Below are 24,633 nucleotides of genomic sequence, written 5' to 3'. Positions count from 1 at the left end.
CCTAGAGGGCTGCCGCCGGTCGGGGGAATGCTCAGTGGCCTTCCCGGACGACCCTGCCGTCGTCGAGCCAGAGGCTGCGGTGCACCACCGCGTCTGCGAAAGCCGCGTCGTGGGTGGCCAGGACGACGGCGCCTCCCGCCCGGGCATGGGCGGCCAGGAGGGCCGCCACGGTCTCGCGTGCGGGGGCGTCGAGCCCGGCCGTCGGCTCGTCGAGCACCCAAAGGCTGGGCCCGGTGGCGATCAGTGAGGCGAGCGCCACCAACCGACGCTGGACGAAGCCGAGTTCGTAGGGATGGACCTCCTCCACCGCCCGCAGACCCACCTCCGCGAGAGCGGCTGCGGCCCGGCGCCCCGCCTCCGCCCGGCCCGCGCCGGTGACCCGCGGACCGTAGGCCACCTCCCGGAGCACGGTCCGCTCGAACAACTGCTGGTCGGTGTCCTGGAACAGATAGCCCACGGTGCCGGCGAACGAACCCGTCGGCTGCCGGCGGATGAGCGTGCCCTCCACCGTGACCGAGCCGGCCCCGGCCCGGAGCAGTCCGTCGAGGTGCTGGAGCAGGGTGGACTTGCCCGAGCCGTTGGGGCCCCGCAGCGCGACGATCTCACCCGGATGGACGTCCAGGTCGATGCCGCGAAGACCGGCGACCCGCGGCGCTCCCCGCTCGTCCGGATAGCTGAAGGACACGTTCCTCAGCTCCACGAGTGCGGGGCCCGCTCCGGCCGGGCGGTCCACGCCGGTTCTCGTAGGGGGATCCCCCGCCGTGCCGATGCCGTACCGATCGAGCCCGGCCGAGCGGGCCTCGGCGAGCGGGCCGTCGAAGACCGGACGGCCGCCCGCCAGGGCCAGGACCCGCGCGGACCGCGGCGCGTCGAGGGGGAGCATCGGCGCGGAGACCACGACGCCGGTGCCGTCCCCGCGCAGCACCTCCAGGGCCGCTCCCACCTCACGCACGGCGTCGTCGTCGAGCCCCTGGAAGGGTTCGTCGAGGACCAGGACCCGTGGACGCTGCACCACGGCGGCGGCGATCAGGGTGCGCTGCAGCTGGCCCCCGGACAGTCGGCGTGGGTCTCGCTGGAGCAGCGGTGTCAGCCCCAGCGCCACCGCGACCTCCTCCACGCGCAGGCGCAGCTGCGCACTCGGCACCCCGCGGTTCGCCAGGCCGAAAGCCACCTCCTCACCGACGGTCGAGGACATCATCGACAGTTGTCCCCACGCCCCCTGCGCCACATAGGCCACCTGTGCACTCCACCGGGCGGCGTCGATGCGCGGATCCCGCGGCGAGCCGTCGAAGCGGAGCCGCTGGTCCCCGAGCGTGATCGACCCGAGAAGAGTGGCTCCGGCGTCGAGACCGGTGAGGCCCGCGAGCAGGCGGACGAGCGTGGTCTTCCCCGACCCCGATGCGCCCGCGAGGACCACGTGCTCCCCGGGCTGCACCGAGAGCGAGACATCGGTCAGGGCCGGGGCGGCGCCGTCGTGGGCGAAGGACTCGACCTCGAGACTGATCATCCGGGCACCGTCACGATCAACCACACCGCGCAGCAGAGGCCGACGCCGAGCACCAGCAGGCGGCGGAACACGCGCTGCCCCGCCGTGTCGGAGTCCGGCACATAGCTCGTGCGCGCCACCGTGGCGGAGAAGCCGCGTGCCTCGAGCATGTGGTTGCGCTCCGAGGCGTCCACGAGCAGGCCGATGACCAGCGGAGTGGTGACGGCGAGCAGTCCCCGCAGGCGGGTGAACGGGCCTCGGCCCACCACGAAACCCCGCGCCTGCTGGGCGCGGGTGATCTGCTGCCCGCGGAGGGCCACGTGCGGAATCAGGCCGACGGCGGAGCCGATGACGAAGACGAGCTTCCGGTTCCAGCCGCGGTGGGTCATGGTGGCCAGGAGCTCGGCGATGTCGAGGGTCATCGCCGTGGTCAGCAGGACACCCGCGAAGACGCTCGTCCGCACGCCCAGGACGGCGGCGAAGACCAGTCCCTCCACGCTCACGCGGGCGATCCCGAGATCGAGCAGGATCCGCTCCCCCTCGGGGAAGAACAGTCCGTGGAGCAGGAGGGAGGAGATCAAGAGGGGCCCGGTGACCAGCGCGAGGGCGAGCCCGATCCGGCGGGCCCTGCCCGAGAACAGGACGGCGGGAAGCACCCCGAGCACCAGGACCCCGAGGGAGAACTCCCACCGGTTCACCACGAGCACGAGGACCACCAGCAGCGCGGCCGTGAGCAGCTCGGTCACGGGGTTGTAGATCCTGCGGCGGGGCATGGGTCAGGCCGTGCCGGCATCGTTCCCGCGGGCGGCGGACCGTCCGCCGCCTCGCCCGCCGATGACCCGCTGCGTCCGGGCGAAGGGGAACTGGCGGACCGCCCGCTGCGGCAGCGCGTGGACGATCAGCGCCACGAGGACGAACACCACGATCTTGTCCAGCGAGTCGGAGAGCAGACCCTGCTTGGTCGCGGCGAGGAGGAGCTTGTCCCCCAGCGAGCGGAACACCGCGATGATCGCATTGGTCCCGGGGGTGCCCGCCGCACCGAACATGAAGACCGCCACCGGGGCCGCGACGAGTCCGCCGATCGCGCCGGTCACGAGACCCGCACCCGCTGCGGTGTAGACGCGGCGGAAGAGTCCGTGCTTCGCGGCGAGACCGGCAAGCAGGCCGATCAGTGCAGCGCCGGCGGCGAAGGGCAGGGCGAAGGGATTGAACAGTCCCCAGATCGCGTTGCTGATGGCACCGGTCGCGGCTCCTGCGGCCGGTCCGGCGAGGACGGCGACGAGCACCGTCCCGATGGCGTCGAGGTAGATCTGCAGGCCCAGCGATCCTGCGAGCTGGCCGATGGCGATGTTCAGGGCGATCCCCAGCGGCATGACCACGAGCGAGCTGGTGCTGAGCATGGGCAGGATCCCTGCGACGAGGAGTGCACCTCCTCCGAGGAAGCCGATGAGCGAGACGAGCGCGGCCACGCTGCCCATGCCCCCGGCGAGCTCGGTGGGCTGCAGGATCACCAGGAGGAGGTACGTCAGGACGATCAGTGTGCCGCCGGCGGCGAGGAGCAGGCGGCGGGGTCGCAGGGCGGCCGGCTCTGCTGCCGGCGCGGAGGATGAGCTCACGGTATTCCTTGGGCGGGGATCGAGGGCAGGACACGCACCTCATGTCACCTCGGCGCCGGCCACGCAGCATCGCGGGCCGCTTCCAGTGTAGCGGGGGCCTGCGCCGGGTCAGCCGTGCATCCGGGCCAGGTGCGAGAGCCGGCGGACCATGAGCTCGAAGACGGCCGGAGGGTCGTTGCCCGTGACGATCCGCGCATTGGGCCGGCGCCCCCACATCCCCGCGACATCGGCCACCGTCTGCCCGATCGTCAGTGGAGACTGTGTCTCCACGTCCACCGTCACGGTCCGCTCCGTGATGCCGGCCTCCCCCGTGGCGACCATCGCGGCGAAGAGATCGTGCAGATGCGCGATGTACCCCTGGCCGTGGAGCCGGTGGAACTCCATGTAGAAGCGCAGGGCATCGGACAGGCATGCGACAACGGCGTTGTCGCTGGTGCTGCGCGTCCCCTCGGGCTGATCCGGCGAAACCACTTCCGGCCCGGCACACGCCGCCGCGGCCACGGCCTCCAGATGCGCGGGAGTGCACTCGATGCGCTCGGTGGTCTCGAGGGCGCAGATGACGGGCAGCTTCTCGTACGGCAGCCCCTCGTAGGCGGCGAACACCTCCCTGGCCGCATGCGGATCCACGTGCATGTTCCACTCGGCGACCGGCGTGGTGTTGCCCGGGTAGTTGAACGCCCCACCCATGATCACGAGACCCTTCAGGAGCATGGGCAGCTCCGGCTCGGCCCGTAGCGCCAGGGCGAAATTGGTGAGCGGACCCGTGATGATTCCGGTGACCTGGCCGGGATGGCAGCGGGCGGCTTCGAGCCAGACATCCACGGCGTTGCGGCTCGAGACGCTGCAGCGCGGCGGAGGCAGGACGGCGTAGCCGATTCCCTGGTCGCCGTGGGTCTCCTCCGTGGTGACGAGGGGGATCTCCAGTGGCACCTCGCTGCCGATGGCCACCTCCACGCCGGCCCGGGCGCACAGCTCAAGCAGCGCCAGATTGTTGGCGGCCACCTGGTGGGCGCCGACATTGCCCGCGGTACAGGTGATGGCCTCGATACTCACCCCGGGCGTCGCGAGCAGGTACAGGAGGGCGACGGCGTCGTCGATCCCCGTGTCGACGTCGAGCAGGAGGCGCTGGCGGGACTGCGGCATGATCAGTCCGCCGCCGACGTGCGCAGCAGCTGCAGTCGCAGCGTGCGCGCCGTCTCCATGTGGGCGCGGGCGATGGCCCGGGCGTCCTCGCTCCGCCGCTCGGTGATGGCACTGATGAGCGCCTCGTGCTCCCCGAGGACCTCCTGCCAGCGATTGCCCACCGAGAGGGTGGAGCGCGGGGTGTGGATCAGGTGCGTGGAGAGCCGCTGGAGCAGATCCATGAGGATGGGATTGCGCGCCGCTGCCCACAGCGTGGTGTGGAACTCGAGATTGTTGGTGACCTTCGTGGTGTCGTCGGGGTCGACGGCGGCGCGGTCGCGATCCAGGAGCGCTTCGAGCCGCATGAGATCCGCTGTCCCGCGGTTCAGGGCCGCCTGTCCGGCCGCCTCCTCCTCCAGCATCACCCGCAGGTCGTAGATCTGGATGACCTGCTGCGGGTCGACCTGGGGGACCTGGAGTCCGCGGACCGCGCGTTCGAGCAGTCGCTCGTGCTGCAGCCTGCTCAGTGCCTCCCGGACCGGGGTGCGGGAGACTCCGAAACGCTCGGAGATCACGACCTCGCGCAGCGCCGTCCCGGGAGGGTGCATCCCGGCGAGGATCTCGCTCCGGAGCGCCCGGAAGATCGCCTCACCGTCGACGCGCGCCGTCAGCTCTGTGGGTTCGGCCATGGCACCCCCTCGGATGATCTGGGCTGGACAGGAGTTGGATCGGATGAAGAGCTGCCGCCGGTCCCGGTCCGGGAGGTGGGCCTCCCGGACCGGGACCGGCGTACCGATCAGGCGGCGAGCTGGCGCAGCACGTACTGCAGGATCCCGCCGTTGCGGTAGTAGTCCGCTTCTCCCGGCGTGTCGATGCGCAGTACGGCGTCGAACTCGACGGGAGCTCCGCCGTCACCCGGGGTCGCGGTGACCTTCACGGTGCGCGGCGTGCGGCCCTCGTTGAGCTCGGTGACCCCGCTGACAGCGAAGGTCTCCGTGCCCGTCAGGCCCAGCGACTCGGCATTCTGCCCTTCCGGGTACTGCAGCGGCAGCACGCCCATGCCGATCAGGTTCGAGCGGTGGATGCGCTCGAAGCTCTCGGCGATGACCGCCTTGACGCCCAGGAGCGCCGTGCCCTTGGCCGCCCAGTCACGCGAGGACCCGGAGCCGTACTCCTTGCCGGCGAGGACCACCAGGGGCGTTCCGGCCTCGCGGTAGTTCTCCGCGGCGTCGTACACCGCGGCCTGCGGGGCGTCCGGCTGGGAGAAGTCCCTCGTGAACCCGCCCTCGACGCCGTCGAGGAGCTCGTTCTTGATCCGGATGTTCGCGAAGGTGCCGCGGATCATGACCTCGTGGTTGCCTCGGCGCGAGCCGTAGGAGTTGAAGTCCTTGCGCTGCACACCCTTCTCGGTCAGGTAGCGCCCGGCCGGGGTGTCCGACTTGAACGAGCCCGCGGGCGAGATGTGGTCGGTCGTCACGGAGTCGCCGAGCTTCAGCAGCACGCGGGCGCCGTCGATGTCCTCGACCGGACTCGTCTCGCGCTGCATGCCGTCGAAGTACGGGGGCTTGCGCACGTAGGTGGACTCCGCGTCCCAGGCGAACGTGTCGCCGTCGGGTGTGGGCAGCGACTGCCAGCGCTCGTCACCGTCGAAGATGGTCGCGTAGCTCGAGGTGAACATGTCCTCGTCGATGGAGTCGTCCATGACTTTCTGGACCTCGACCGGGTTGGGCCAGATGTCCTTGAGGAAGACATCGGCTCCCTCATGGTCCTGACCGAGGGGCTCGGTGTCGAAGTCGAAGTCCATGGTTCCGGCGAGCGCGTAGGCGATGACCAGTGGCGGCGAGGCCAGGTAGTTCATCTTCACGTCCGGGTTGATCCGGCCCTCGAAGTTGCGGTTTCCGGAGAGGACCGCGGTGACGGCGAGATCGTTGTCCTGGATGGCCTGCGAGATCTCGTCCTCCAGCGGACCGGAGTTGCCGATGCAGGTGGTGCAGCCGTACCCGACCGTGAAGAACCCGAGCTTCTCGAGGTACGGGCTCAGTCCGGACTTCTCGTAGTAGTCGGTGACCACCTTGGAGCCGGGGGCCACGGACGTCTTGACCCACGGCTTGGACACCAGGCCCTTGTCCACTGCATTGCGTGCCAGGACGGCGGCGGCGAGCATCACCGAGGGATTCGAGGTGTTGGTGCAGGAGGTGATCGAGGCGATGCTGACGATGCCGTGATCGAGGTCGAAGGCACGACCGTCCTCCATGGAGACACTGACCTGCTTCGACGGCCGGGTCGACGCGGCGTCAGCGGAGGAGACGGTCTCGCGTGGTTCCGCGTTCTCCTCGGTGACGGTCTCGGTCGTGCCGGGGGTGAAGCTCGGTGCGTCGGAGGCGGGGAAGCTCTCCTGGGACGCGGCGTCCACGGTGCCGTCCGGTGCGAAGTGCGTCTCGGGATCCTCCGAGTAGCTGCGCAGGTCCTCGCGGAACTGGCTCTTCGCACGGCTCAGCTCCACACGGTCCTGCGGACGCTTGGGTCCGGCGATCGAGGAGACCACGGTGGAGAGATCGAGCTCCAGGTACTCGGAGAACTTGATCTCGCGGGAGGGATCGTGCCAGAGTCCCTGCTCCTTGGCGTAGGACTCCACGAGGGCCACGTTCTCCGCCGGACGCCCCGTGAGGCGCAGGTAGTCGAGGGTGACGTCGTCGATGGGGAACATGGCGGCGGTGGAGCCGAACTCAGGGCTCATGTTGCCGATCGTGGCGCGGTTGGCCAGCGGCACGGAGGCCACGCCCTCGCCGTAGAACTCCACGAACTTGCCCACCACACCGTGTCCGCGCAGCATCTGCGTGATGGTGAGGACGACGTCGGTCGCCGTGGCGCCGGCGGGGATCTCCCCGGTCAGCTTGAAGCCGACCACTCGCGGGATGAGCATCGACACGGGCTGTCCCAGCATCGCGGCCTCGGCCTCGATGCCGCCAACGCCCCAGCCCAGCACACCCAGGCCGTTGACCATGGTGGTGTGGGAGTCGGTGCCGACGCAGGTGTCGGGGTAGGCCCGGAGCGCGCCCTCGACCTCACGCGTCATGATCGTCCGTGCCAGGTACTCGAGGTTGACCTGGTGCACGATCCCCATGCCGGGCGGCACCACCTTGAAGTCGTCGAAGGCGGTCTGTCCCCAGCGCAGGAACTGGTAGCGCTCGCCGTTGCGCTGGTACTCGATCTCCATGTTGCGCTCGATCGCCCCGGCGTTGCCGAAGGCGTCGATCTGCACGGAGTGGTCGATGACCAGTTCGGCCGGCGCGAGCGGGTTCACCTTCGTCGGGTCACCGCCGAGCTCCACCACGGCCTCGCGCATGGTCGCGAGATCGACCACGCAGGGAACACCGGTGAAGTCCTGCATGACCACGCGGGCCGGGGTGAACTGGATCTCGGTGTCGGGTTCCGCCGTCGGATCCCATTGCGCAAGGGCGCGGACGTGATCCGCAGTGATATTCGCGCCGTCCTCGGAGCGGAGCAGATTCTCCAGCAGGACCTTGAGGCTGTAGGGGAGGGCGTCAGCGCCCTCGACAGCACTCAGCCTGAAAATTTCGTATTCTGCGCCGGCGACATCGAGTACGCCCTTCGCGCCGAATGAGTCCGCAGTCGTCATGACCTCGGCTCCCTTCGATGAGATTGTGGAATGCCCTCATCCTATTCCACGATCCCCGCGACTGTATACAGTCGTACACCGAAAGTCCGTCAGACGGCGCCGGCGATCACGCTCAGGCGTCCCGCCCGAACGCATGCTCCTGTCCGGCGAGGGCCTGCAGTCCGCTGAGGATCTCCACCGGCCCCGGATCGTCCCGGCTGTGATCCACCACGGGCCCCGTGCCGGCGATCTCCCGGATAAGTTCTATCCCGGCCACCGCCTCCTCCTTCGAGGCGTAGAAAGTGGATACACCCACCAGGGTCCCGTCGGGAGCGGTCAGCTTGACGCGGAACCCGCCGTCGTGGGCGTCGACCAGCTTGAAGTAACCTGCCATCGTCCTACCTCCTTGTAAGGGGCATCTTCAGAATTTCCGATGGCTCATCGTAAGCACACTTAGTGCTTCTGGAACCGCGCAATTATGCAACGGTCACCCCGATCATCAGCGGCCGCGGCGGGCCAGCCGGGCCACGAGGGACGACGGCGCCACCCGGGCGAGGGCGACGAGCACCCGGTAGCGCAGACTCGGGATGGAGACGGCCTTCCCCGCGGCGGTGTCGCGCAGCGCTTCGCGCACCACGAGGTCCGTGTCGAGCCACAGGATGCCCGGCACGCTCGCCCTGTCCGCACCCATCCGCTGGTGGAAGTCGGTGTGGACGAACCCGGGACACACCGCCGTGACCCGGATACCTCCTGGCCCGTAGGTGAGATTGGCCCACCGACTGAAGCTGATCATCGCCGCCTTCACGGCACCGTAGGTCCCCCTCGGGGTGAACCCGGCAACGCTCGCGATGTTGATGATCGTCCCGTGCTCATGCCGGCGCATCGACTGCAGCGCAGCATGGGCCAGGGACAGCGGGACTTCCAGGTGGATCCTCAGATGGCGCACCTCGTCGTCGAGCGTGTTGTCCGCGAACGGCTTCACGAGTCCGTACCCCGCATTGTTGACCAGCACCGTGACACGTGCCCGGCCGGGGTGCGCCGGTCCGTCGTCGGCCAGGCGGGCGAGGACCCGCGCCAGACCGTCGGTCTCGAGCAGATCGGCGGCGATGGTCTCCACCCCGATGCCCCACCGCTCCCGCAGCGCGGCTGCGGTCTCCCCGAGCGGGCCGGGTGCCCGGGCCACCAGCACCAGGTCCCGGCCGCGGGAGGCGAAGTGTCGGGCGAACTCGGCGCCGATGCCCGATGTCGCGCCGGTGATGAGGACGGTTTCGGTCATGTGGCCACCCTCCCCCACGCCACCCACGCGGGCAAGACGCATCGCTGCAGCTCACCACGCCTGCCCTGGCGGATACGGGGCGGAAAATACATGGTCCGTGCAAGCCCCCGAGATGTTAGAGTCCCGACATCTGCGACCCGAGGCCATCAGTGGGCGCAGGGTGTTGGCGTGCGGGTCAGCCGGACGCCACCGAGGTATCAGGAGAGGATGTTCCATGAGTGGTAACAGAGCTGTTGCGTACAAGGGGACGGGGAAGGTCGAGGTCATCGACACCGACTACCCCACATTCGAGCTGAAGGACGGACCGGGGGTGAACCCGGCCAACGTGGGCCGGCAGGTCCACCACGGCGTGATCCTCAAGACGGTCACCACCAACATCTGCGGCTCGGACCAGCACATGGTCCGCGGCCGCACGTCCGCACCGAAGGATCTCGTGCTGGGTCACGAGATCACCGGTGAGGTCGTCGAAGTGGGTCGCGACGTCGAGTTCATCAAGAAGGGCGATATCTGTTCGGTCCCCTTCAACATCGCGTGCGGACGGTGCCGCAACTGCAAGGAGCGTAAGACCGGCATCTGCCTCAACGTCAATCCGGACCGCCCGGGCAGCGCCTACGGCTATGTGGACATGGGCGGCTGGGTGGGTGGCCAGGCCGAGTACGTCCTGGTGCCCTACGCCGACTGGAATCTGCTGAAGTTCCCGGACCGGGACCAGGCCCTGGAGAAGATCCTCGACCTGACGATGCTCTCGGACATCCTTCCCACGGGCTTCCACGGCGCGGTCACCGCCGGCGTGGGCGTGGGGTCGACGGTCTATGTTGCCGGAGCCGGTCCCGTGGGCCTGGCAGCAGCAGCGTCGGCGCAGTTGCTCGGTGCTGCCGTGGTGATCGTCGGCGATCTCAACGAGGACCGCCTCGCGCAGGCGCGGAGCTTCGGCTGCGAGACCATCGACGTGTCGAAGGGCGATCCGGGTGAGCAGATCGAGCAGCTGCTGGGTGTCCCGGAGGTGGACTGCGGCGTGGACGCCGTGGGCTTCGAGGCGCGCGGCCACGGCGAGGGTGCAGCCACCGAGGCCCCGGCCACGGTGCTGAACTCCCTCATGGACATCACGGCCGCCGGCGGTGCCCTCGGCATCCCGGGCCTGTATGTCACCGGCGATCCGGGCGCAGCCGACGACGCCGCGAAGGTGGGCTCGCTCTCGCTCAGCCTGGGGACGGGCTGGGCGAAGTCGCTGTCCTTCACCACCGGGCAGTGCCCCGTCATGAAGTACAACCGGGGCCTGATGATGGCGATCCTGCACGACCGCATCGCGATCGCCAAGGCCGTCAACGCCAAGACGATCGGACTCGAGGACGCCCCTCGCGGCTACGAGGAGTTCGATGCCGGTGCGGCCACGAAGTACGTACTCGACCCGCACGGGTACGTCGCCGCCTAGGCGGTGGTGCCGGGACCGTCGTCGGTATCGTCCGACGGCGGTCCCGGTCCTCGCGGGGAGGACCCACGTTCTCCGTCACATCCGGGACTGATCGTGGTACCCGTCCGGGCAGTCACCGAAGGAGCACTCGCCATGGAGTACACGTTCGACGTCCTCGTCATCGGTGGTGGCCCCGCGGGCATGGCCGCCGCCACGCGCGCTGCAGAGCTCGGCGCGCGGACCGCCGTCGTCGAACGGTCGGCGCTCGGTGGCACCTGCGTGAATTCCGGCTGCGTGCCGAGCCGCGTCCTGGCGAAGACCGCCCGCCTGTTCCGGGAGGTCCGCACGGCCTACGACTACGGGATCGTGGTGGACGAGCCGGCCGTCGACTGGGACAGGACAGTGCAGCGCGTGCGGGCCACGGTTGCCCGGGTCCTCGCGTCGAAGGGGTACGGCGCCACGATGGAACGCCTGGCCATCGAGCTGATCGAGGGCGACGCCGAGCTCACCGGCGACCACCGCGTCCTGGTCGGCGACAGGGAGCTCACGGCGGCCTCCATCATCCTGTGCGTCGGCGGGAGTGGTCGCCGGCTACCCATCGACGGCGCCGAACACGCCGTCCTGCCGCACGAGGTCCTGGATCTCGAGCGCCTTCCCGGCGCAGTGGCCATCATCGGCGGCGGACACACCGGCGCCCAGCTGACCACCATCTTCGACGCGCTGGGCTCGCAGGTGCTGCTCCTCGACCTCGCACCGCGCATCCTCATGACGGAGGACGAGGACGTCGCCGCCGCCGTCACGGCCGGCTTCACGGGCAAGGGGGTGGAGGTGGAGACGGGCATCGGCGGGATCGACCGCATCGAGCGGGTGGACGGCCACCTCACCCTCAGCTGGGAGCACGACGGCGACCGGCGGTCGCGGGACGTGGACGCCGTGATCATGGCCGCCGGCTGGCCCGCCAACCTCCCGGGGCTCGGACTGGAGTCCGCCGGGGTGCGGACCGCCGGCTCCTTCATCCCGGTGGACGACTACCTGCGGTCCTCCGTCCCCCACATCTTCGTGGCGGGCGACGCCAACGGCCTGAGCATGCTGGTGCAGGCCGCCGTGGTCGAGGGGGAGACGGCGGCGGAGAACGCCGTGCTGGGTGCCACCCACACCTCGCCACACCATCTGCTGCCCGAGGGCGGCTTCACCGATCCGGATTACGCCGGCGTGGGCCTGACCGAGGCGAAGGCCCGCGAGCGCGACGCGGAATGCCATGCGGTGACCGTGCCCTACGCCGTCGTGGAGCGCCCGATCATCGACGACCGCGAGCAGGGCTTCCTGAAGCTCGTGGTGGACCGCCGGCGTGAGCTCATCCTTGGCGCGCACGCCGTCGGTGAGAACGCGGTCGAGGTCATCACCGCCGTGGCCGCGGCCATGGCGGGTGGGACGGATCTCTCCACCCTGGCCCGGGTCAAGTTCGCCTACCCCACTTACAGCGCTGTGATCGGGCATGCGGCCCGGGCTGCGCTCAGCGGCTGACCGGTCGGAAATCTCCACACCGCAGGACCTTCCGCAGCGTTGTCAAGCACCGACCTGCACCAATTTGGCATCGAATCGCAATTCCTTTAGGGTGGACCAAGTTCCCCGTCCAGGGAAGCGAACGGCTGCCGCCCAGCGAGCAGCGATCTATGCCCGGCACCGCTCTCCACCGCTCGTTGCTCATCAGGCGGCTGCCGAACCATGACCTCAATACCGTCAAGGTGAGCAGCGGCGCGAAGAAGTCCGGGGACGGACCTAGTGCGGGTGGCCTCGGAGCATCGTAATCCCATGAACACAAACACCTTCAGCACCACCGCCCGCCGCGGCTTCGCCGTCGTCGCCCTCACCGGACTGGCCCTCGGCTCGGCGGCCGGAGCGGCCAACGCCGCACCCGGGAGCGACTGGGACGCCCTCGCCCAGTGCGAGAGCGGCGGAGACTGGAACATCAACTCCGGCAATGGTTTCTCCGGTGGACTGCAGTTCCAGAAGTCCACGTGGGACGCTTTCGGCGGCAAGGGACAGCCTCAAGACGCGAGCCGTTCGCAGCAGATCGCTGTCGCGGAGAACGTCCTCGCCGGTCAGGGTTGGGGCGCATGGCCCGCCTGCTCCGCCAAGCTCGGCCTCAACGGTGCAGCAGCACCCGCGCCCGTGCAGTTCGCCCAGTCGGCAGCTGTCCAGGCACCCGTCGCCGCCCCTGTTGCCCAGGCCCCCGTCGTCCAGGCACCCGTTGCCGCCCCGGTCGCCCAGGCCCCGGCACCTGTTGCCGCTCCTGTAGCTCCGGCCGCAGCCCCTGTCGCCGCTCCTGTAGCCCCGGCCCCTGCTGCCGCCCCCGTCGCCCAGGCCCCGGCACCTGTCGCTGCTCCTGTTGCGCAGGCACCCGTCGCTGCCCCTGTCGTCCAGGCGCCGGTTGCAGCACCTGTCGCGCTCAGCGGCCAGAGCTACACCATCCAGTCCGGCGACACCCTCAGTGAGATCGCCCAGCACCTCGGCGTCGTCGGCGGCTGGCAGGCACTGTACGCCGCGAACACCGGCACGGTTGTGGATCCCAACCTGATCTATGCCGGTCACCTGCTGAACCTCCCGGCCTAGTCCGGTCCACGTCGGTCCGGCTCCCGGGCCGGCGACAGAGAACCCCCGTCCTGTACAGGGCGGGGGTTCTCTGTCTTTGGGAATCCCCGGTCAGGGACCCTGTGGCTCGGAATCAGCTCGGTCAGGCGCAGGATTTCGCGTCGACGTCGATCTTCAGGGGGTGGGGCACCGCGAAGTCCCGCTCGTCGTTGGCGAAGGCCACCATGATGTTCTCCGCACTGCCGTGCGAAGCACCCTCGGCGAGTTCGACGGTGACGATGATGTTGAGGTGGGCGTCGGGTTCGAACACGTAGCCCTCGGCCTCGACGGGCGGACCGATCGGCTCGGGAGCCTTGGTGGGGGCCGGAGTCGCTGCATGCTCGTCGTGCCCGCCCTCGGGCGCTCCCCCGTGGTGATGACCCTCGCGGTTCGCGGTCTGCACCATCGTCGAGACGACGGTGAGGTCCTCGGGATCGCCGAGGCGTACCTCCCCCAGGGTGAAGGCCTCCAGCGTGGGATTGTGGAGCATCACCGTGTAGTGCAGTCGGCTCTCCTTCGGCTGCACCCCGCAGAGCGCTGCGCCGTCGCGCCCGATGTTCAGGGGGTCATCCCCCAGCCCGGCGCCGACGGGATCGGCCTGGCCCGCACCTGCCCCGTCCGATCCAGCGGCGCTCCCGTCCGCAGCACTGTTGACGCCCAGCGGATCCTCCTCGGCGGCGCCGCAGCCCGCCAGGACCAGGCAGGCACCGAGCGCGACGAGCAGGGTGGCGCGGTTCCGATGGGGCAGTGCGGTCTTGGATCTCACGGGTGGTCCGTCCTGGTCGGGAGGACGGCTGAGCCGTCGGCGGTGATGGGTGTGATTCGTCGCATCGACCGCCCCGGCTTGGTCCGGGAACGGCGCGCGGCAGCGAGGCACCGCGGAGGACCTCCCCGCGGGGCGGGGCACGAAGGCCTTCGTTGTGTTTGTCGCGGCAGTCCTCTAGTAATGGGTGTATGACAGTGATCCTGAGAGCCCTCGAAACAGCTGTACCCGACACGATCATGGTGCAGCCGCAGGTCCGTGACGTCTTCGCCGCCCAACCCGATCTCACCCGGCTCGGGAAGCGCCTCGTGGGGGCCGCCTTCGATTCGTCGGGGATCGAGACCCGCTACACCGCCCTGGAAGAGCTCACCGTCGAGAAGTCTTTCGAGCACCCGGTCTTCTTCGACCAGCAGAACATGCAGATCCTGACGCCCAGCACCAAGACCCGCAACGAGCTCTACGCTCAGGAGGGCACCAAGCTCTTCGTCGAGGCGGCCCGCAAGGCACTCGACGCGGCTGCGGGAATCGAGGCCGCGGACGTCACCCACGTGGTCACGGTCTCCTGCACGGGCTTCTTCGCTCCCGGCCCGGACTACAAGATCGTCCGCGCCCTCGATCTCGATCCGGCCGTCCAGCGCTACCACCTCGGCTTCATGGGCTGCTACGCCGCGTTCCCTGCCCTGCGCGCCGCCAAGGCGTTCTGCGACGCCGACCCGGACGCCGTCGTCCTCGTGGTCTCGGCAGAACTGTGCTCCCTGCACGTGCGCTCGTCCAACAACCCCGACACGATCGTGGGGTCGTCCCTGTTCGCGGACGGGGCCGCAGCAGCGATCGTCTCCGCCCGGGATCTCCCCCTGGAGGGGCCGGCGCTGACCCTCGACCACTTCGAGACCGTCCTCACGCCCGTGGGCGAGGAGTCGATGGCCTGGAACATCGGCGACGAAGGTTTCGAGATGGTCCTCGGTACCTACGTGCCGCACATCATCGACTCACACATCATCGGCGCCCTGGAACCGCTGCTGGCGCGCGACGCGTCCCTGCAGGGCCTGGACTACGCGGAGATCGAGCACTGGGCCATCCACCCCGGCGGCCGCAGCATCCTCGACAAGGTGGAGGCGAAGCTCGGACTGACCGCTGAGCAGCTCGTGCCCGCGCGCGAGACACTGCGCGACTACGGGAACATGAGCAGCGCGACCGTCATGTTCGTGCTCAAGCACATCATGGACCAGCCCGCCACTGCGGGGAACAATCGTATCTGCTCCATGGCGTTCGGCCCCGGCCTGACCGTCGAGACAGCGCTGCTGACCCGGCTCGGCGCACGAGAGGCGGCAGACGCACCGGCAACGACGGATGCCGCGGCGGCCCTCGACGGCAGCGTCGCCGGCCCCGCCGAGCGGACACCCGTCCTGACGAACGCGGGCGCATGACGTCGAGCGGGTTCCTCGCCCAGCGGGACGCCGACGCCGTCGAGGAGATGGACCGCCCCGACTGCGACGCGGCCAGGCTCGAGCGTACCTACGCCCAGTTCGGGATCGTCAATGCCGTGGTCTCGGGCTGGCGCCGCACGTACACCTCCCTGCTGCGCCCCGTGTTCTCCCGCGACCGGGTGAACACGCTGCTCGACGTCGGCTCGGGAGGAGGCGACGTACCGCGGGCCCTGAGCCGCTGGGCGCAGCTCGACGGCTTCAGGCTCGAGGTGACCGCCGTCGACCCCGACGAGCGGGCCCACGCCTACGCGACATCGCTCCCGCCGCTGCCCGGACTCTCCTTCCGCAGGGCGCTGAGCTCGGACCTGGTGGCCGAGGGTGCGTCCTTCGACGCCGTGGTGTCGAACCATGTCCTCCACCACCTCGATCCCGCCGCACTCGGGGGTCTGCTCGACGACTCGGAACAGCTCGCGCGCCGCGTGGCGGTCCACAGCGATATCGCACGCCATCCCGCGGGCTACGCCCTGTTCGCGGTGGGCACGCTCCCGCTGCCGGGATCCTTCATCCGCGAGGACGGCCTCACCTCCATCCGTCGCAGCTACACGCCGGACGAGCTGCGCGCCGCGGTGGCCGATCGCCGCGCATGGCAGGTCCGCACGCGTGCCCCGTTCATCAATCTCCTCGTGCTCGACCGCTCGGGCGCCCCTGCGGAAGGAGACGCCGACCGTGCATGACGTGATCGTCGTCGGAGGTGGACCCGTGGGGCTGTACACCGGGCTGCTCCTGCGCCGGGCGGGCCTGGACGCCGTCGTGCTCGAGCGCCGGCCCGAGCGCGGCACCCACTCCCGGGCCATCGGTATCCACCCACCCGCCCTGCGGGCGCTGGACGCCGTCGGAATCGCCGACGAGCTGCGCGAACGCGGGGTGCTGATCCGCGACGGGGTAGCCAGGAGCTCCGGTCGCCACGTGGGCACCATCTCCTTCTCCGCGCTGCCCGGAGCCGAGCAGTACGTGCTCGCCGTCCCGCAGGCCGTCACGGAGGAGATCCTCGAGCGCCGGCTGGAACGGGAGTTCCCCGGTACACTCCGGCGCGACGTGTCCCTGCTGACCACGCACGACGCCGGTGACCGCATCCTGGCGGTGACCAGGAGCCAAGGCGAGGACGCGGTGCTGGACGCGAGGCTGATCGTCGCGGCGGACGGTGCCCGGAGCTCGGTGCGGGACAACGCCGGCATCCGGGCACGGCCGCGCCGCTACCCGGACTGCTACGTCATGGGTGACTTCCGGGACGATACCGCCGACGGCGACGACGCCGTGCTGTACCTGGAGACCGGTGGGATCGTGGAGTCCTTCCCCCTGCCCGGCGGTCTCCGCCGCTGGGTGGTCCGCGTGGGCTCCCCGGTGGAGCAGCCCTCGGTCGACCGCCTCGCCGCCCTCATCCGCGACCGGACGGGTGTGGCCGTCGACCAGGCCACCAACTCCATGATCAGCGCCTTCGAGGTGCGGTCACGACTCGCCGAGCGCTTCGTCGCGGGACGCACCGTCCTGGTCGGGGACGCCGCCCACGAGATCTCCCCGATCGGCGGGCAGGGGATGAATCTCGGCTGGCTCGACGCCGCACGGCTCGTCCCGATCATCGTCGCGTCACTGCGCGACGGCCAGGATGTGGCGGCGCAGCTGGCCGGGTACGAGAAGGATCGCCGGGCCGAGGCGACCCTCGCCCGGCGGAAGGCCCATCTCAACATGGCGCTCGGCAGGCCCCTGCCCGTCCCGCTCATGCGCGGCCGCAACGCCGTCCTCTCGGCCCTGATCCGGAATCCGACGGTGCACGGCGGCGTCGCCCGCGCCTTCACGATGCAGTAGGAGCCCAGGAACAGGGCGCCCCGGGACGAGGTGCCCGGGAACGGCAGAGGCCCCCGCTGGCCCGACGCCGACCACGTGTTCGTGGAAGGGACGAGCCTGCGGGGGCCTCGCGAACCGGGAGGTCCTACTTCTTGAGCAGGCCCTTCACGATGTTCTCCGGACGCTGCATCTCGCCCTGCTTGGCGCCCATGACGATGACGGCGCCGCTGAAGACGGGCAGCAGCCACTGCGTGACCTGGAGCTGCTTCTGGGCCTTCGCGAGTTCGTCACTGGCTCCCGGGCGGGGCTCGGTGGCTCCCTGGCCACCCTGCTCGGCCAGCTCGCCGACCTTCTTGCCGAGGATGCCCGAGTAGAGCGACAGTGCCATGCCGACGAGGGTCACGGCGGTCTTCCAGCCGGTGTTGGAACCGACCGAGTCCTGGCCCTTGACGCGTCCCTTGTTGGCGCCGATGAGGCCGAGGCCGCCGATGCCATGGGCTGCGAAGGCCGCGATCTGCACCGGGGTCCACTTGGCCCAGCCGAGGGCCGACAGGCGGGTGCGCTCCTTGGGGTCCTTGGCCTTCGCCGTCGCGCCGTTCAGACCGACAGCGCCCATGAGCGTTCCGCCGAACCAGGCTGCGGCGCCCAGATCGTGGGCTGATCGTGCCAAAAGGTTTCCTGCCATGATGTAGAGCTCCTTAGACGTTGTTGACCTACCCTCTACATTTATCAGCCAGCTTACGATTAAGCTATTGCAAGCTCGCGAAAAAGCCCTGCTGTGACTCGTCACACGCCATGCTATGAGAGGCCCGGAACCGATGAACGCTGCACCCCACCAGCTCGAGGACGTCTGGTCTGACTGGAAGGACGCCGTCACCATGACCGCGTCGCAGCTCGAGACCTGGCTCGACTCCGACGAGTCCCGATCGGTGGGCCAGAAGGACTCGGCCGGCGGCGAATCGGTGGGCCACGAATCGGGACGGCGGATCGTGGACATCCTCCGGACGAGGAAGGCGGAGCTCACCGACGACGACGTAGCCCACATGCGGAAAGTGGTCGGCTACGTCCACCGCCACCTGGCCCAGAAACCGTCGAAGGAAGACCTGGAGACGTCCAAATGGCGTTACTCGCTCATGAACTGGGGCCACGACCCGCTGAATTGAGATCACGGCCCGCCGGCGTGAGAAGGGGCTGCTACTTCTTCGTCAGCGCACTCTCCTTGTGCGCGGCATGCTTGCCGGACTTCGCGCTCTCGACGGTGTAGTACGGCTCGTCCTCCGACGCGTTGAACTTCTGCCCGTCGAACGTGAACTCCTTCTCGTGCTTCTCCACGATCGAGCCCTCGGTCTCGCCCTGCGGTGTGTTCCAGGTGATCGTGTCGCCCTTGCGGAATGCCATGGTTCTCCTCCGTCGTCATGGTGATGTGCCTCGACATTCTCATCTCCACGAGCGGAACGGAAGGCGTGCTGCACCGCGTGGGGTGCACGTGTCAGGCGGGGGTGGGTACTCCTACTGACATCTCGACCTCAGCTGGGGCGCCGAGGGACCGGGGACGGATGCGGGGCAGCTCCTCGAACGCGGGCTTCGCGAACCAGTACCCCTGGAAGAGGCGCACGCCCGCTGCCTGCAGCACCGAGAACTCCGCCTCCGTCTCCACCCCTTCGGCAAGCACGGTGATGCCGAGTTCCCGGGCGATTCCCAGGATGCCGTCCACCACCACCCGGCGCGCCGGACTCGTGTCGATCCCCCGGACCAGCAGCATGTCGATCTTGAGCAGATCCGGCTGGAAATCGACGAGCAGCCCCAGCCCGGCGTGACCGGCACCGAAATCGTCGATGGCCGTGGTGAAGTGGTGCTTGCGGTACTCGGAGATGATGTTCTGGAGATGGGCGGTGTCGGCCACCTCCTCGTCCTCCGTGAACTCGAACATGATGGAGGACATCGGGAAGCTGTACCGCTCGGCTGCACGCAGCGTCGCGCGCAGGCAGGCGGCCGGTTCGTAGACGGCATTCGGCATGAAGTTGATGGAGAGCATCAGCTCCTCACCCGCGGGGAACAGGCGCGAGGCGAGTTCGATCGCCTTGATGCGGCAGTCCTGGTCGAAGCGGTACTTCTGCTCCGGCGTCACCCTCGACAGGATCTGCTGAGCGCCCTCGCCCGCCAGTCCCCGGACCAGCGCCTCGTAACCCCACACGCGCCCCGCCACGGCGTCATAGATCGGCTGGAACGCCATACTGAAGTCGAAGTCGAGTTTCGACGCCGAGCTGCATCCGTTGCACGCCATAGGAGCTCCCCACTGTTCTCGTCCACGCTCCGGGAATCGGCCGGTCCGGACGCCGGAGTACTCAGGGCGCCGCACATCCCTATCGGCTCTGTGCCCGGTGTTCGTTACCCTGCCACGGGATGACACGAAACGGAACGGGCCCGGCCCCTGCCGATTCTGCGCTACCGATCAAGGTGCGTCGGGGCGAACAGTCTCAGGAGAGTCTCCACGACGACGACATTCGGGCCCTCCGCAGCGAGTGACTCGCGCAACGCGGCACCGATACCCTCCGGTCCCACGCGCCGGGCCGGTACGCCGAAGGATTCCGCGAGCGCCACGAAGTCGGGCCGCGCGAGTTCCGTCGCCGTGGCCTTGCCGAAGGCGCCCTCCATGTACTCGCGGAGGATGCCGTAGCCGCCGTCGTCCACGATCAGCCAGGTCACCGGGATGTCGTGCTGTCGCGCGGTGGCGAGTTCTGCGATGGAGTACATGGCGGAGCCGTCGCCGGAGACGGCGAGGACCCGTGCGGGCAGGTCATGGGATGCGAGGCCCACGGAGCCGCCGATGGCGCCCGGGAAGCCGAAGCCCAGCCCGCCTGCGCCCTGCGCGGAGTGGAACTGGCCCTCACGCGCGTCCCAGCAGCTCCAGGCCCAGTAGGCGGCGATGGTCATGTCCCAGAAGGTCTGCATGCCCGCGGGCACGGCCTCCCGGATGTCCTGCATGAACGCGCGCTCCTTGCCGAGCTCCTGCCCGTCGAGACGCGCACCGACCTTCGCGAGGGTCGCGGCCACGAGCGCGACGGCGTCGTACCCGGGTTCGCGGTCGCGCTCGAGCGGCTCGATCGCTGCGTCGAGGGCCGTGAGCGCCTGTCCGGCGTCGGCGCGGATGCCGAGCCCCGGACGATTGGACTCCAGGACCCGCGGTTCGGCGTCGATCTGGATGATGCGGCCGCGGGGCTCGAGCGTGAAGTAGTTGGAGGTGACCTCACCGAGTGAGGAGCCGACCACGAGGAGGACGTCGGCGTCCTCGAGGACGTCCGTGGTGTGGCGGTCCTCCACCCAGGACTGCAGTGACAGCTCGTGGGTCCAGGGGAAGGCGCCGTTGCCGCCCGGTGAGCAGATGACGGGAGCGCCGAGCTTCTCGGCGATCGAGAGCAGCGCGGCCTCGGCTCCACCGCGCCGCGTACCGCCGCCGGCGACGATCGCCGGGCGCTTGGAGTCCTTCAGCCAGGCCACCGCCTCGCGCACGAGTTCCACCCGTGGAGGATTGTCGAAGGGTTCAGCGAGCGCGTCCTCGACCCGCGGGACCATCACGGGATCCAGCAGCACGTTCTGCGGTACCTCGATCCATACCGGGCCCTGCGGCGACGAGACGGCCTCGGTCCAGGCGTCCTGGATGGCCGAGGGAATGCCGGAGGCCTGCTGGATGAGCCGCTGGCTCTTGGTCACGTTCGCCGCCGAGGCCTTCTGGTCATCCAGCTGGTGCAGCATGCCCTTGCGCCGCGCGCCGAGGCCCTCGAGGGGGATCTGGCTGGCGACGACCACCATCGGGACGCCCGTGGCGTAGGCCTCCTGCAGGCCGGCGAGGGCAGTGAGTGCCCCGGGGCCGGTCGAGAGGAAGAGCACCCCCACATCCCCGGTGGCCCGGGAGAAGCCGTCGGCCGCGAACGCCGAGTTGTTCTCCACACGTGAGGAGACGAAGCGGAGCTCCGAGCGGGAGAGGGCGTCGAAGAGACCGAGGGCGTGCTGCCCGGGAATGCCGAACACCGTCGTCGCCCCGAGCGCGGTGAGGGTCTCGATGACGAGATCGCCGCCGTTGCGCTGGTCGGTGACGGGCGCCGGCGGGGTGGAGGCTGCGCTGTCGGTGCTGTTGATGCTGGCCATCTACTGGTCCTCGGGGGTCGTGGTGGCGGGTGTACCTGGGGTCAGGGTATCCGCCAGGAGCGTGACGAGGTCGTACGCCACGTGGGACGCGGCGACGCCGGTCATCTCCGCATGGTCGTAGGCCGGGGCCACCTCGACGACGTCGGCGCCGACGAGGTTGAGTCCGCGCAGGCCGCGGAGGATCTCGAGCAGTTCGCGGCTCGTGATGCCGCCGGCCTCGGGCGTGCCGGTGCCCGGGGCATGCGCGGGATCGAGGACGTCGATGTCCACCGAGACGTACAGCGGCCTGGAGCCGATGCGTGAGCGCAGCTGGTCCACGATCTCGTCGACGCCCTTGCGGTAGACGTCCGAGGACGTCACGATGCCGAAACCGAAACGGCGATCGTCCTCGAGGTCACGGACGCCGTAGAGCGGCCCGCGCGTCCCCACGTGGGAGATGGCCTCGGTATCGAGGATGCCCTCCTCCACGGCGCGGCGGAACGGCGTGCCGTGGGTGTACTCGGCGCCGAAGTAGGTGTCCCACGTATCGAGGTGCGCGTCGAAGTGGAGCATCGCCACGGGCGAGCCGGCCCGTTCGGTCGCGGCCCGCAGCAGCGGTAGGGCGATGGTGTGGTCACCGCCCAGGGTCACGAGCCGCGTGCCGTTCGCGGTGAGATCCAGCGCGTTCTGCTGCACCGTCTCGATGGCCTCGCCGATGTTGAACGGATTGACCGCCATGTCCCCGGCGTCGGCCACCTGCACGCGCTCGAACGGCGAGACGTCCAGTGCCGGGTTGTAGGGACGCAGCAGGCGTGAGGCCTCGCGGATGGCATTGCCGCCGAACCGCGCTCCCGGGCGGTAGGAGACACCCGAGTCGAACGGGACGCCGACGACGGCCACCTCGGCGTGCTCCACCTGGTCGAGCCGCGGCAGCCGGGCAAAGGTGGCCGCTCCGGCATAGCGGGGGACGCGGGAGGAATCGATGGGGCCCAGCTGACCGCCGCTCGTGACACGCAGTTCTTCCACAGCTGCCATCCGTTCCGGGCCACTCGGTGAGTTGCCCAATATGAATCAAAGGTTTTTCCCAAGGCTATTGGGCGGGTTCCACCGGGTCAAGGATCGCAGCGTTCTCCACCTGCGGCGCGGGCAGGCGCCGTGGCCCCTATGATCGGCCGGTGGCAGCTGCGACCAGGGTCCACAGGACGATCGCCTCATGATCCTCCGGGTTGGCCCAGCTGTGCGGTTCCCTGCCCGGGAAGGTGAGCGTGTCCCCGGCACGGAGATCGTAGCGGTCGTTCGAGAAAATCAGCTCCAGCCGGCCGGAGACCACGTGGAGAACCTCCACCTCGCAGTCCACGGAGTAGAGCTCGTCCTCCCCCCGGCCGTGCGGCTCGACGACGGCGCGGATCAGCTGGAGCCGGCGCTCCGAGCGCGCCGTCAGCAGGGTCTCCTCGATGCCCTCGCCGCCGAGGCTGATCCGCGGCGCCTCCTGAAGTCTCGTCAGGAACGTCTCGGGCTGGAGGAACAGGTCGCCGATGGGGATCGAGAGCACCTGGCACAGAGTCACGAGCGAGGCCACGGACGGGGAGGTCAGATCGCGCTCCACCCTGCTGAGGAACCCCTTGGTCAGTCCCGTCGAGGCAGCCACCTGCTCGATCGTCATCCGCTGCGCCTGCCGCGCGGCACGGATGCGCGATCCGATGGCGACGGGCACATTGGACGGCTCGATGGGCAATGCCTTCATGGTTGTCCTCTCCGGCGGCAATCAGGGAAGCTTACCGGGAAGAGGACACCCCTTCATCCGTCCCCGGAAGGCCCATCATGCACCTGTTCGACATCTCCATCGTGGTGATCTATCTCGTGGCCATGCTCGGCTTCGGCTGGTGGGGCAAGTCCCGTACCCGGACTGCGAGCGACTATCTGGTCGCAGGCAGACGCCTCGGGCCGCTCCTCTACACCGGGACCATGGCCGCCGTGGTCCTGGGAGGCGCGTCCACCGTGGGCGGTGTGGGCCTCGGCTACCAGTACGGCATCTCCGGCATGTGGCTCGTGGTGGCCATCGGCACCGGCGTCCTGCTGCTGAGTCTGCTCTTCGCCCCCACCATCCAGAAGCTCAAGATCTACACGGTCTCGCAGATGCTCACGCTGCGCTACGGCCACCGCGCCACCCGGGTCTCGGGCATCGTGATGCTCGCCTACACGCTCATGCTCTGCGCCACCTCCACCGGCGCCTACGCCACCATCTTCGTGGTGCTGTTCGGGTGGGACCGCGCGCTGTCCATCGCCGTAGGCGGGGCGATCGTGCTCATCTACTCCACGATCGGCGGCATGTGGTCCATCACCCTGGCCGACATGGCCCAGTTCGTGATCAAGACCATCGGCGTCTTCGCCCTGATGCTGCCCTTCTCGCTCGCCGCGGCCGGCGGATTCGACGGCATCGCCGAGCGCGCGGGCGACGAGTTCTTCAGCATCACCGGGATCGGCGCGCAGAGCATCATCACCTATTTCGTGGTGTACACCCTCGGCCTGCTGATCGGTCAGGACATCTGGCAGCGGGTCTTCACCTCCCGGACACCGCAGGTGGCCCGCTGGGGTGGCTCGGCCGCCGGGATCTACTGCATCCTCTACGGCATAGCGGGTGCGGTGATCGGTATGAGTGCCAGCGTGGTCCTGCCCGCCATCGAATCGCGCGACGACGTCTACGCGGACATCGCCCTCAACGTGCTGCCGGTCGGCATCGGCGGCCTGGTCCTCGCCGCTGCGGTCGCCGCCATGATGTCGACGGCGTCGGGCGCCCTGATCGCCGCCGCCACGGTGGCCCGCACCGACGTCGTGCCGTTCGTGGGGGGCTGGTTCGGCAGGGGCGGCGACGAGCGCCCGGTGTCGGAGGACGTCTCCGCGAGCCGCTGGTGGGTGCTCGGCCTTGGGATCGTCACCCTCGGCCTGGCCGTGGTGGTACAGGATGTGGTCGCCGCCCTGACCATCGCCTACGACATCCTCGTGGGCGGGCTCCTCGTCTCCATCATCGGAGGGCTCGTCTGGCGTCGCGGCAACGGGATCGGCGCCGGCGCGTCCATGGCGGCGGGCACTCTCGTGACCCTCGGCGTCATGGCCTACCTCGAGATCACCGCGGAGGCGCGGTACGACGGCATCTACGCCAACGACCCGATCTACTGGGGTCTGGGAGTCTCGGCCCTCGTGTACGTCGTCGTCTCGCTGGCCACCCGGCCGACCAGCCCCGCCGTGATGGCTGCCTGGGACCGCCGCGTGGCCGGAGAGGTGCCCGAGGAGACCCCGGCGGAGCTGCCCCGCTGA

At 69.4% G+C, this 24,633-nt stretch carries 23 protein-coding genes; 8 read left to right on the top strand and 15 right to left on the bottom strand.

The genetic code is table 11. The annotated features are described in order from the left end of the window. Positions 1-31: 31 nt before the first annotated feature. The 8 genes from FQ377_RS11825 to FQ377_RS11790 all read right to left on the bottom strand — a co-directional run bounded on the left by FQ377_RS11825 (position 32) and on the right by FQ377_RS11790 (position 9,119). A complete protein-coding gene (locus FQ377_RS11825) occupies positions 32-1,507 on the bottom strand; it encodes an ABC transporter ATP-binding protein (protein ID WP_148601473.1) in 1,476 nt (491 codons plus the stop codon). Next, the gene (locus tag FQ377_RS11820) at positions 1,504-2,232 is read right to left on the bottom strand and encodes an energy-coupling factor transporter transmembrane component T (protein ID WP_187393346.1); all 729 of its coding nucleotides are present in this window, start codon (positions 2,230-2,232) and stop codon (positions 1,504-1,506) included. Before FQ377_RS11820 ends, FQ377_RS11825 begins: the two co-directional genes overlap by 4 nt. A gap of 30 nt (positions 2,233-2,262) precedes the next feature. Further along, entirely contained in the window at positions 2,263-3,102 is an 840-nt protein-coding gene (locus FQ377_RS11815; RefSeq protein ID WP_148601471.1) for an ECF transporter S component, read from the bottom strand. A gap of 108 nt (positions 3,103-3,210) precedes the next feature. Continuing rightward, positions 3,211-4,245: a nucleoside hydrolase gene (locus tag FQ377_RS11810; protein WP_148601470.1), complete on the bottom strand. Its 1,035-nt coding sequence runs from the start codon at positions 4,243-4,245 to the stop codon at positions 3,211-3,213. Between the two features lie 2 nt (positions 4,246-4,247). Next, positions 4,248-4,913 (bottom strand): GntR family transcriptional regulator, encoded by a 666-nt coding sequence (locus tag FQ377_RS11805; RefSeq protein ID WP_148601469.1) that lies wholly within the window; start codon positions 4,911-4,913, stop codon positions 4,248-4,250. A 107-nt stretch (positions 4,914-5,020) separates the two neighbouring features. Then, a complete protein-coding gene (locus FQ377_RS11800; protein WP_148601468.1) occupies positions 5,021-7,864 on the bottom strand; it encodes an aconitate hydratase in 2,844 nt (947 codons plus the stop codon). Positions 7,865-7,976: 112 nt separating this feature from the next. Continuing rightward, positions 7,977-8,237 (bottom strand): YegP family protein, encoded by a 261-nt coding sequence (locus tag FQ377_RS11795; protein ID WP_148601467.1) that lies wholly within the window; start codon positions 8,235-8,237, stop codon positions 7,977-7,979. Positions 8,238-8,342: 105 nt separating this feature from the next. Next, positions 8,343-9,119, bottom strand: coding sequence for an SDR family NAD(P)-dependent oxidoreductase (locus FQ377_RS11790; protein ID WP_148601466.1), 777 nt, complete (start codon positions 9,117-9,119; stop codon positions 8,343-8,345). Between the two features lie 214 nt (positions 9,120-9,333). Here FQ377_RS11790 and fdhA point away from each other — a divergent pair, with 214 nt between their 5' ends. The 3 genes from fdhA (at position 9,334) to FQ377_RS11775 (ending at position 13,143) form a co-directional block, all read left to right on the top strand. Beyond that, a complete protein-coding gene (fdhA, locus tag FQ377_RS11785) occupies positions 9,334-10,551 on the top strand; it encodes a formaldehyde dehydrogenase, glutathione-independent (protein WP_148601465.1) in 1,218 nt (405 codons plus the stop codon). A gap of 132 nt (positions 10,552-10,683) precedes the next feature. After that, complete coding sequence (locus FQ377_RS11780) at positions 10,684-12,054, top strand: dihydrolipoyl dehydrogenase family protein (RefSeq protein WP_148601464.1); 1,371 nt, start codon at positions 10,684-10,686, stop codon at positions 12,052-12,054. Positions 12,055-12,342: 288 nt separating this feature from the next. Further along, entirely contained in the window at positions 12,343-13,143 is an 801-nt protein-coding gene (locus FQ377_RS11775; RefSeq protein WP_148601463.1) for a LysM peptidoglycan-binding domain-containing protein, read from the top strand. Between the two features lie 121 nt (positions 13,144-13,264). Here FQ377_RS11775 and FQ377_RS11770 read toward each other — a convergent pair whose 3' ends face one another. Beyond that, positions 13,265-13,927 carry a hypothetical protein gene (locus tag FQ377_RS11770; protein ID WP_148601462.1) on the bottom strand — a complete coding sequence of 221 codons (663 nt, stop codon included), beginning with the start codon at positions 13,925-13,927 and terminating at the stop codon, positions 13,265-13,267. Positions 13,928-14,085: 158 nt separating this feature from the next. Here FQ377_RS11770 and FQ377_RS11765 point away from each other — a divergent pair, with 158 nt between their 5' ends. Genes FQ377_RS11765 through FQ377_RS11755 form a run of 3 tightly spaced genes read left to right on the top strand, consistent with a single transcriptional unit; the run spans position 14,086 to position 17,214 of the window. After that, positions 14,086-15,351, top strand: a complete 1,266-nt coding sequence (locus FQ377_RS11765; protein WP_262364429.1) for a type III polyketide synthase — start codon at positions 14,086-14,088, stop codon at positions 15,349-15,351. Continuing rightward, positions 15,348-16,085: a class I SAM-dependent methyltransferase gene (locus tag FQ377_RS11760; RefSeq protein ID WP_148601460.1), complete on the top strand. Its 738-nt coding sequence runs from the start codon at positions 15,348-15,350 to the stop codon at positions 16,083-16,085. The genes FQ377_RS11765 and FQ377_RS11760 overlap by 4 nt, the downstream gene beginning before the upstream one ends. Further along, positions 16,078-17,214 carry an FAD-dependent oxidoreductase gene (locus FQ377_RS11755; protein ID WP_148601459.1) on the top strand — a complete coding sequence of 379 codons (1,137 nt, stop codon included), beginning with the start codon at positions 16,078-16,080 and terminating at the stop codon, positions 17,212-17,214. The genes FQ377_RS11760 and FQ377_RS11755 overlap by 8 nt, the downstream gene beginning before the upstream one ends. 124 nt (positions 17,215-17,338) lie before the next feature. On the opposite strand, the gene FQ377_RS11750 is transcribed toward FQ377_RS11755, so the two are convergent. Continuing rightward, positions 17,339-17,878 (bottom strand): hypothetical protein, encoded by a 540-nt coding sequence (locus FQ377_RS11750; protein ID WP_148601458.1) that lies wholly within the window; start codon positions 17,876-17,878, stop codon positions 17,339-17,341. A gap of 133 nt (positions 17,879-18,011) precedes the next feature. Here FQ377_RS11750 and FQ377_RS11745 point away from each other — a divergent pair, with 133 nt between their 5' ends. Next, positions 18,012-18,356: a DUF3140 domain-containing protein gene (locus FQ377_RS11745; RefSeq protein WP_148601457.1), complete on the top strand. Its 345-nt coding sequence runs from the start codon at positions 18,012-18,014 to the stop codon at positions 18,354-18,356. 31 nt (positions 18,357-18,387) lie between these two features. Here FQ377_RS11745 and FQ377_RS11740 read toward each other — a convergent pair whose 3' ends face one another. The 5 genes from FQ377_RS11740 to FQ377_RS11720 form a co-directional block, all read right to left on the bottom strand. Then, positions 18,388-18,591, bottom strand: coding sequence for a hypervirulence associated TUDOR domain-containing protein (locus FQ377_RS11740; protein WP_148601456.1), 204 nt, complete (start codon positions 18,589-18,591; stop codon positions 18,388-18,390). 91 nt (positions 18,592-18,682) lie between these two features. Next, complete coding sequence (locus FQ377_RS11735) at positions 18,683-19,477, bottom strand: EAL domain-containing protein (RefSeq protein ID WP_148601455.1); 795 nt, start codon at positions 19,475-19,477, stop codon at positions 18,683-18,685. 161 nt (positions 19,478-19,638) lie between these two features. Further along, positions 19,639-21,339 (bottom strand): thiamine pyrophosphate-binding protein, encoded by a 1,701-nt coding sequence (locus FQ377_RS11730; protein ID WP_148601454.1) that lies wholly within the window; start codon positions 21,337-21,339, stop codon positions 19,639-19,641. After that, the gene (gene speB, locus FQ377_RS11725) at positions 21,340-22,344 is read right to left on the bottom strand and encodes an agmatinase (RefSeq protein WP_148601561.1); all 1,005 of its coding nucleotides are present in this window, start codon (positions 22,342-22,344) and stop codon (positions 21,340-21,342) included. It lies immediately after the preceding gene. Between the two features lie 136 nt (positions 22,345-22,480). Continuing rightward, positions 22,481-23,062 (bottom strand): helix-turn-helix domain-containing protein, encoded by a 582-nt coding sequence (locus tag FQ377_RS11720; protein ID WP_148601453.1) that lies wholly within the window; start codon positions 23,060-23,062, stop codon positions 22,481-22,483. A gap of 77 nt (positions 23,063-23,139) precedes the next feature. Here FQ377_RS11720 and FQ377_RS11715 point away from each other — a divergent pair, with 77 nt between their 5' ends. Next, on the top strand, positions 23,140-24,633 hold the full coding sequence (locus FQ377_RS11715; protein WP_148601452.1) for a sodium:solute symporter family protein: 1,494 nt from the start codon (positions 23,140-23,142) through the stop codon (positions 24,631-24,633).

Origin of the sequence: Arthrobacter echini, assembly GCF_008107445.1 — a bacterium.
Taxonomy (GTDB): domain Bacteria; phylum Actinomycetota; class Actinomycetes; order Actinomycetales; family Micrococcaceae; genus Arthrobacter_D; species Arthrobacter_D echini_A.
The sequence above is the reverse complement of the archived record's forward strand: the minus strand, read 5'-3'. Positions and strand labels throughout refer to the sequence as shown.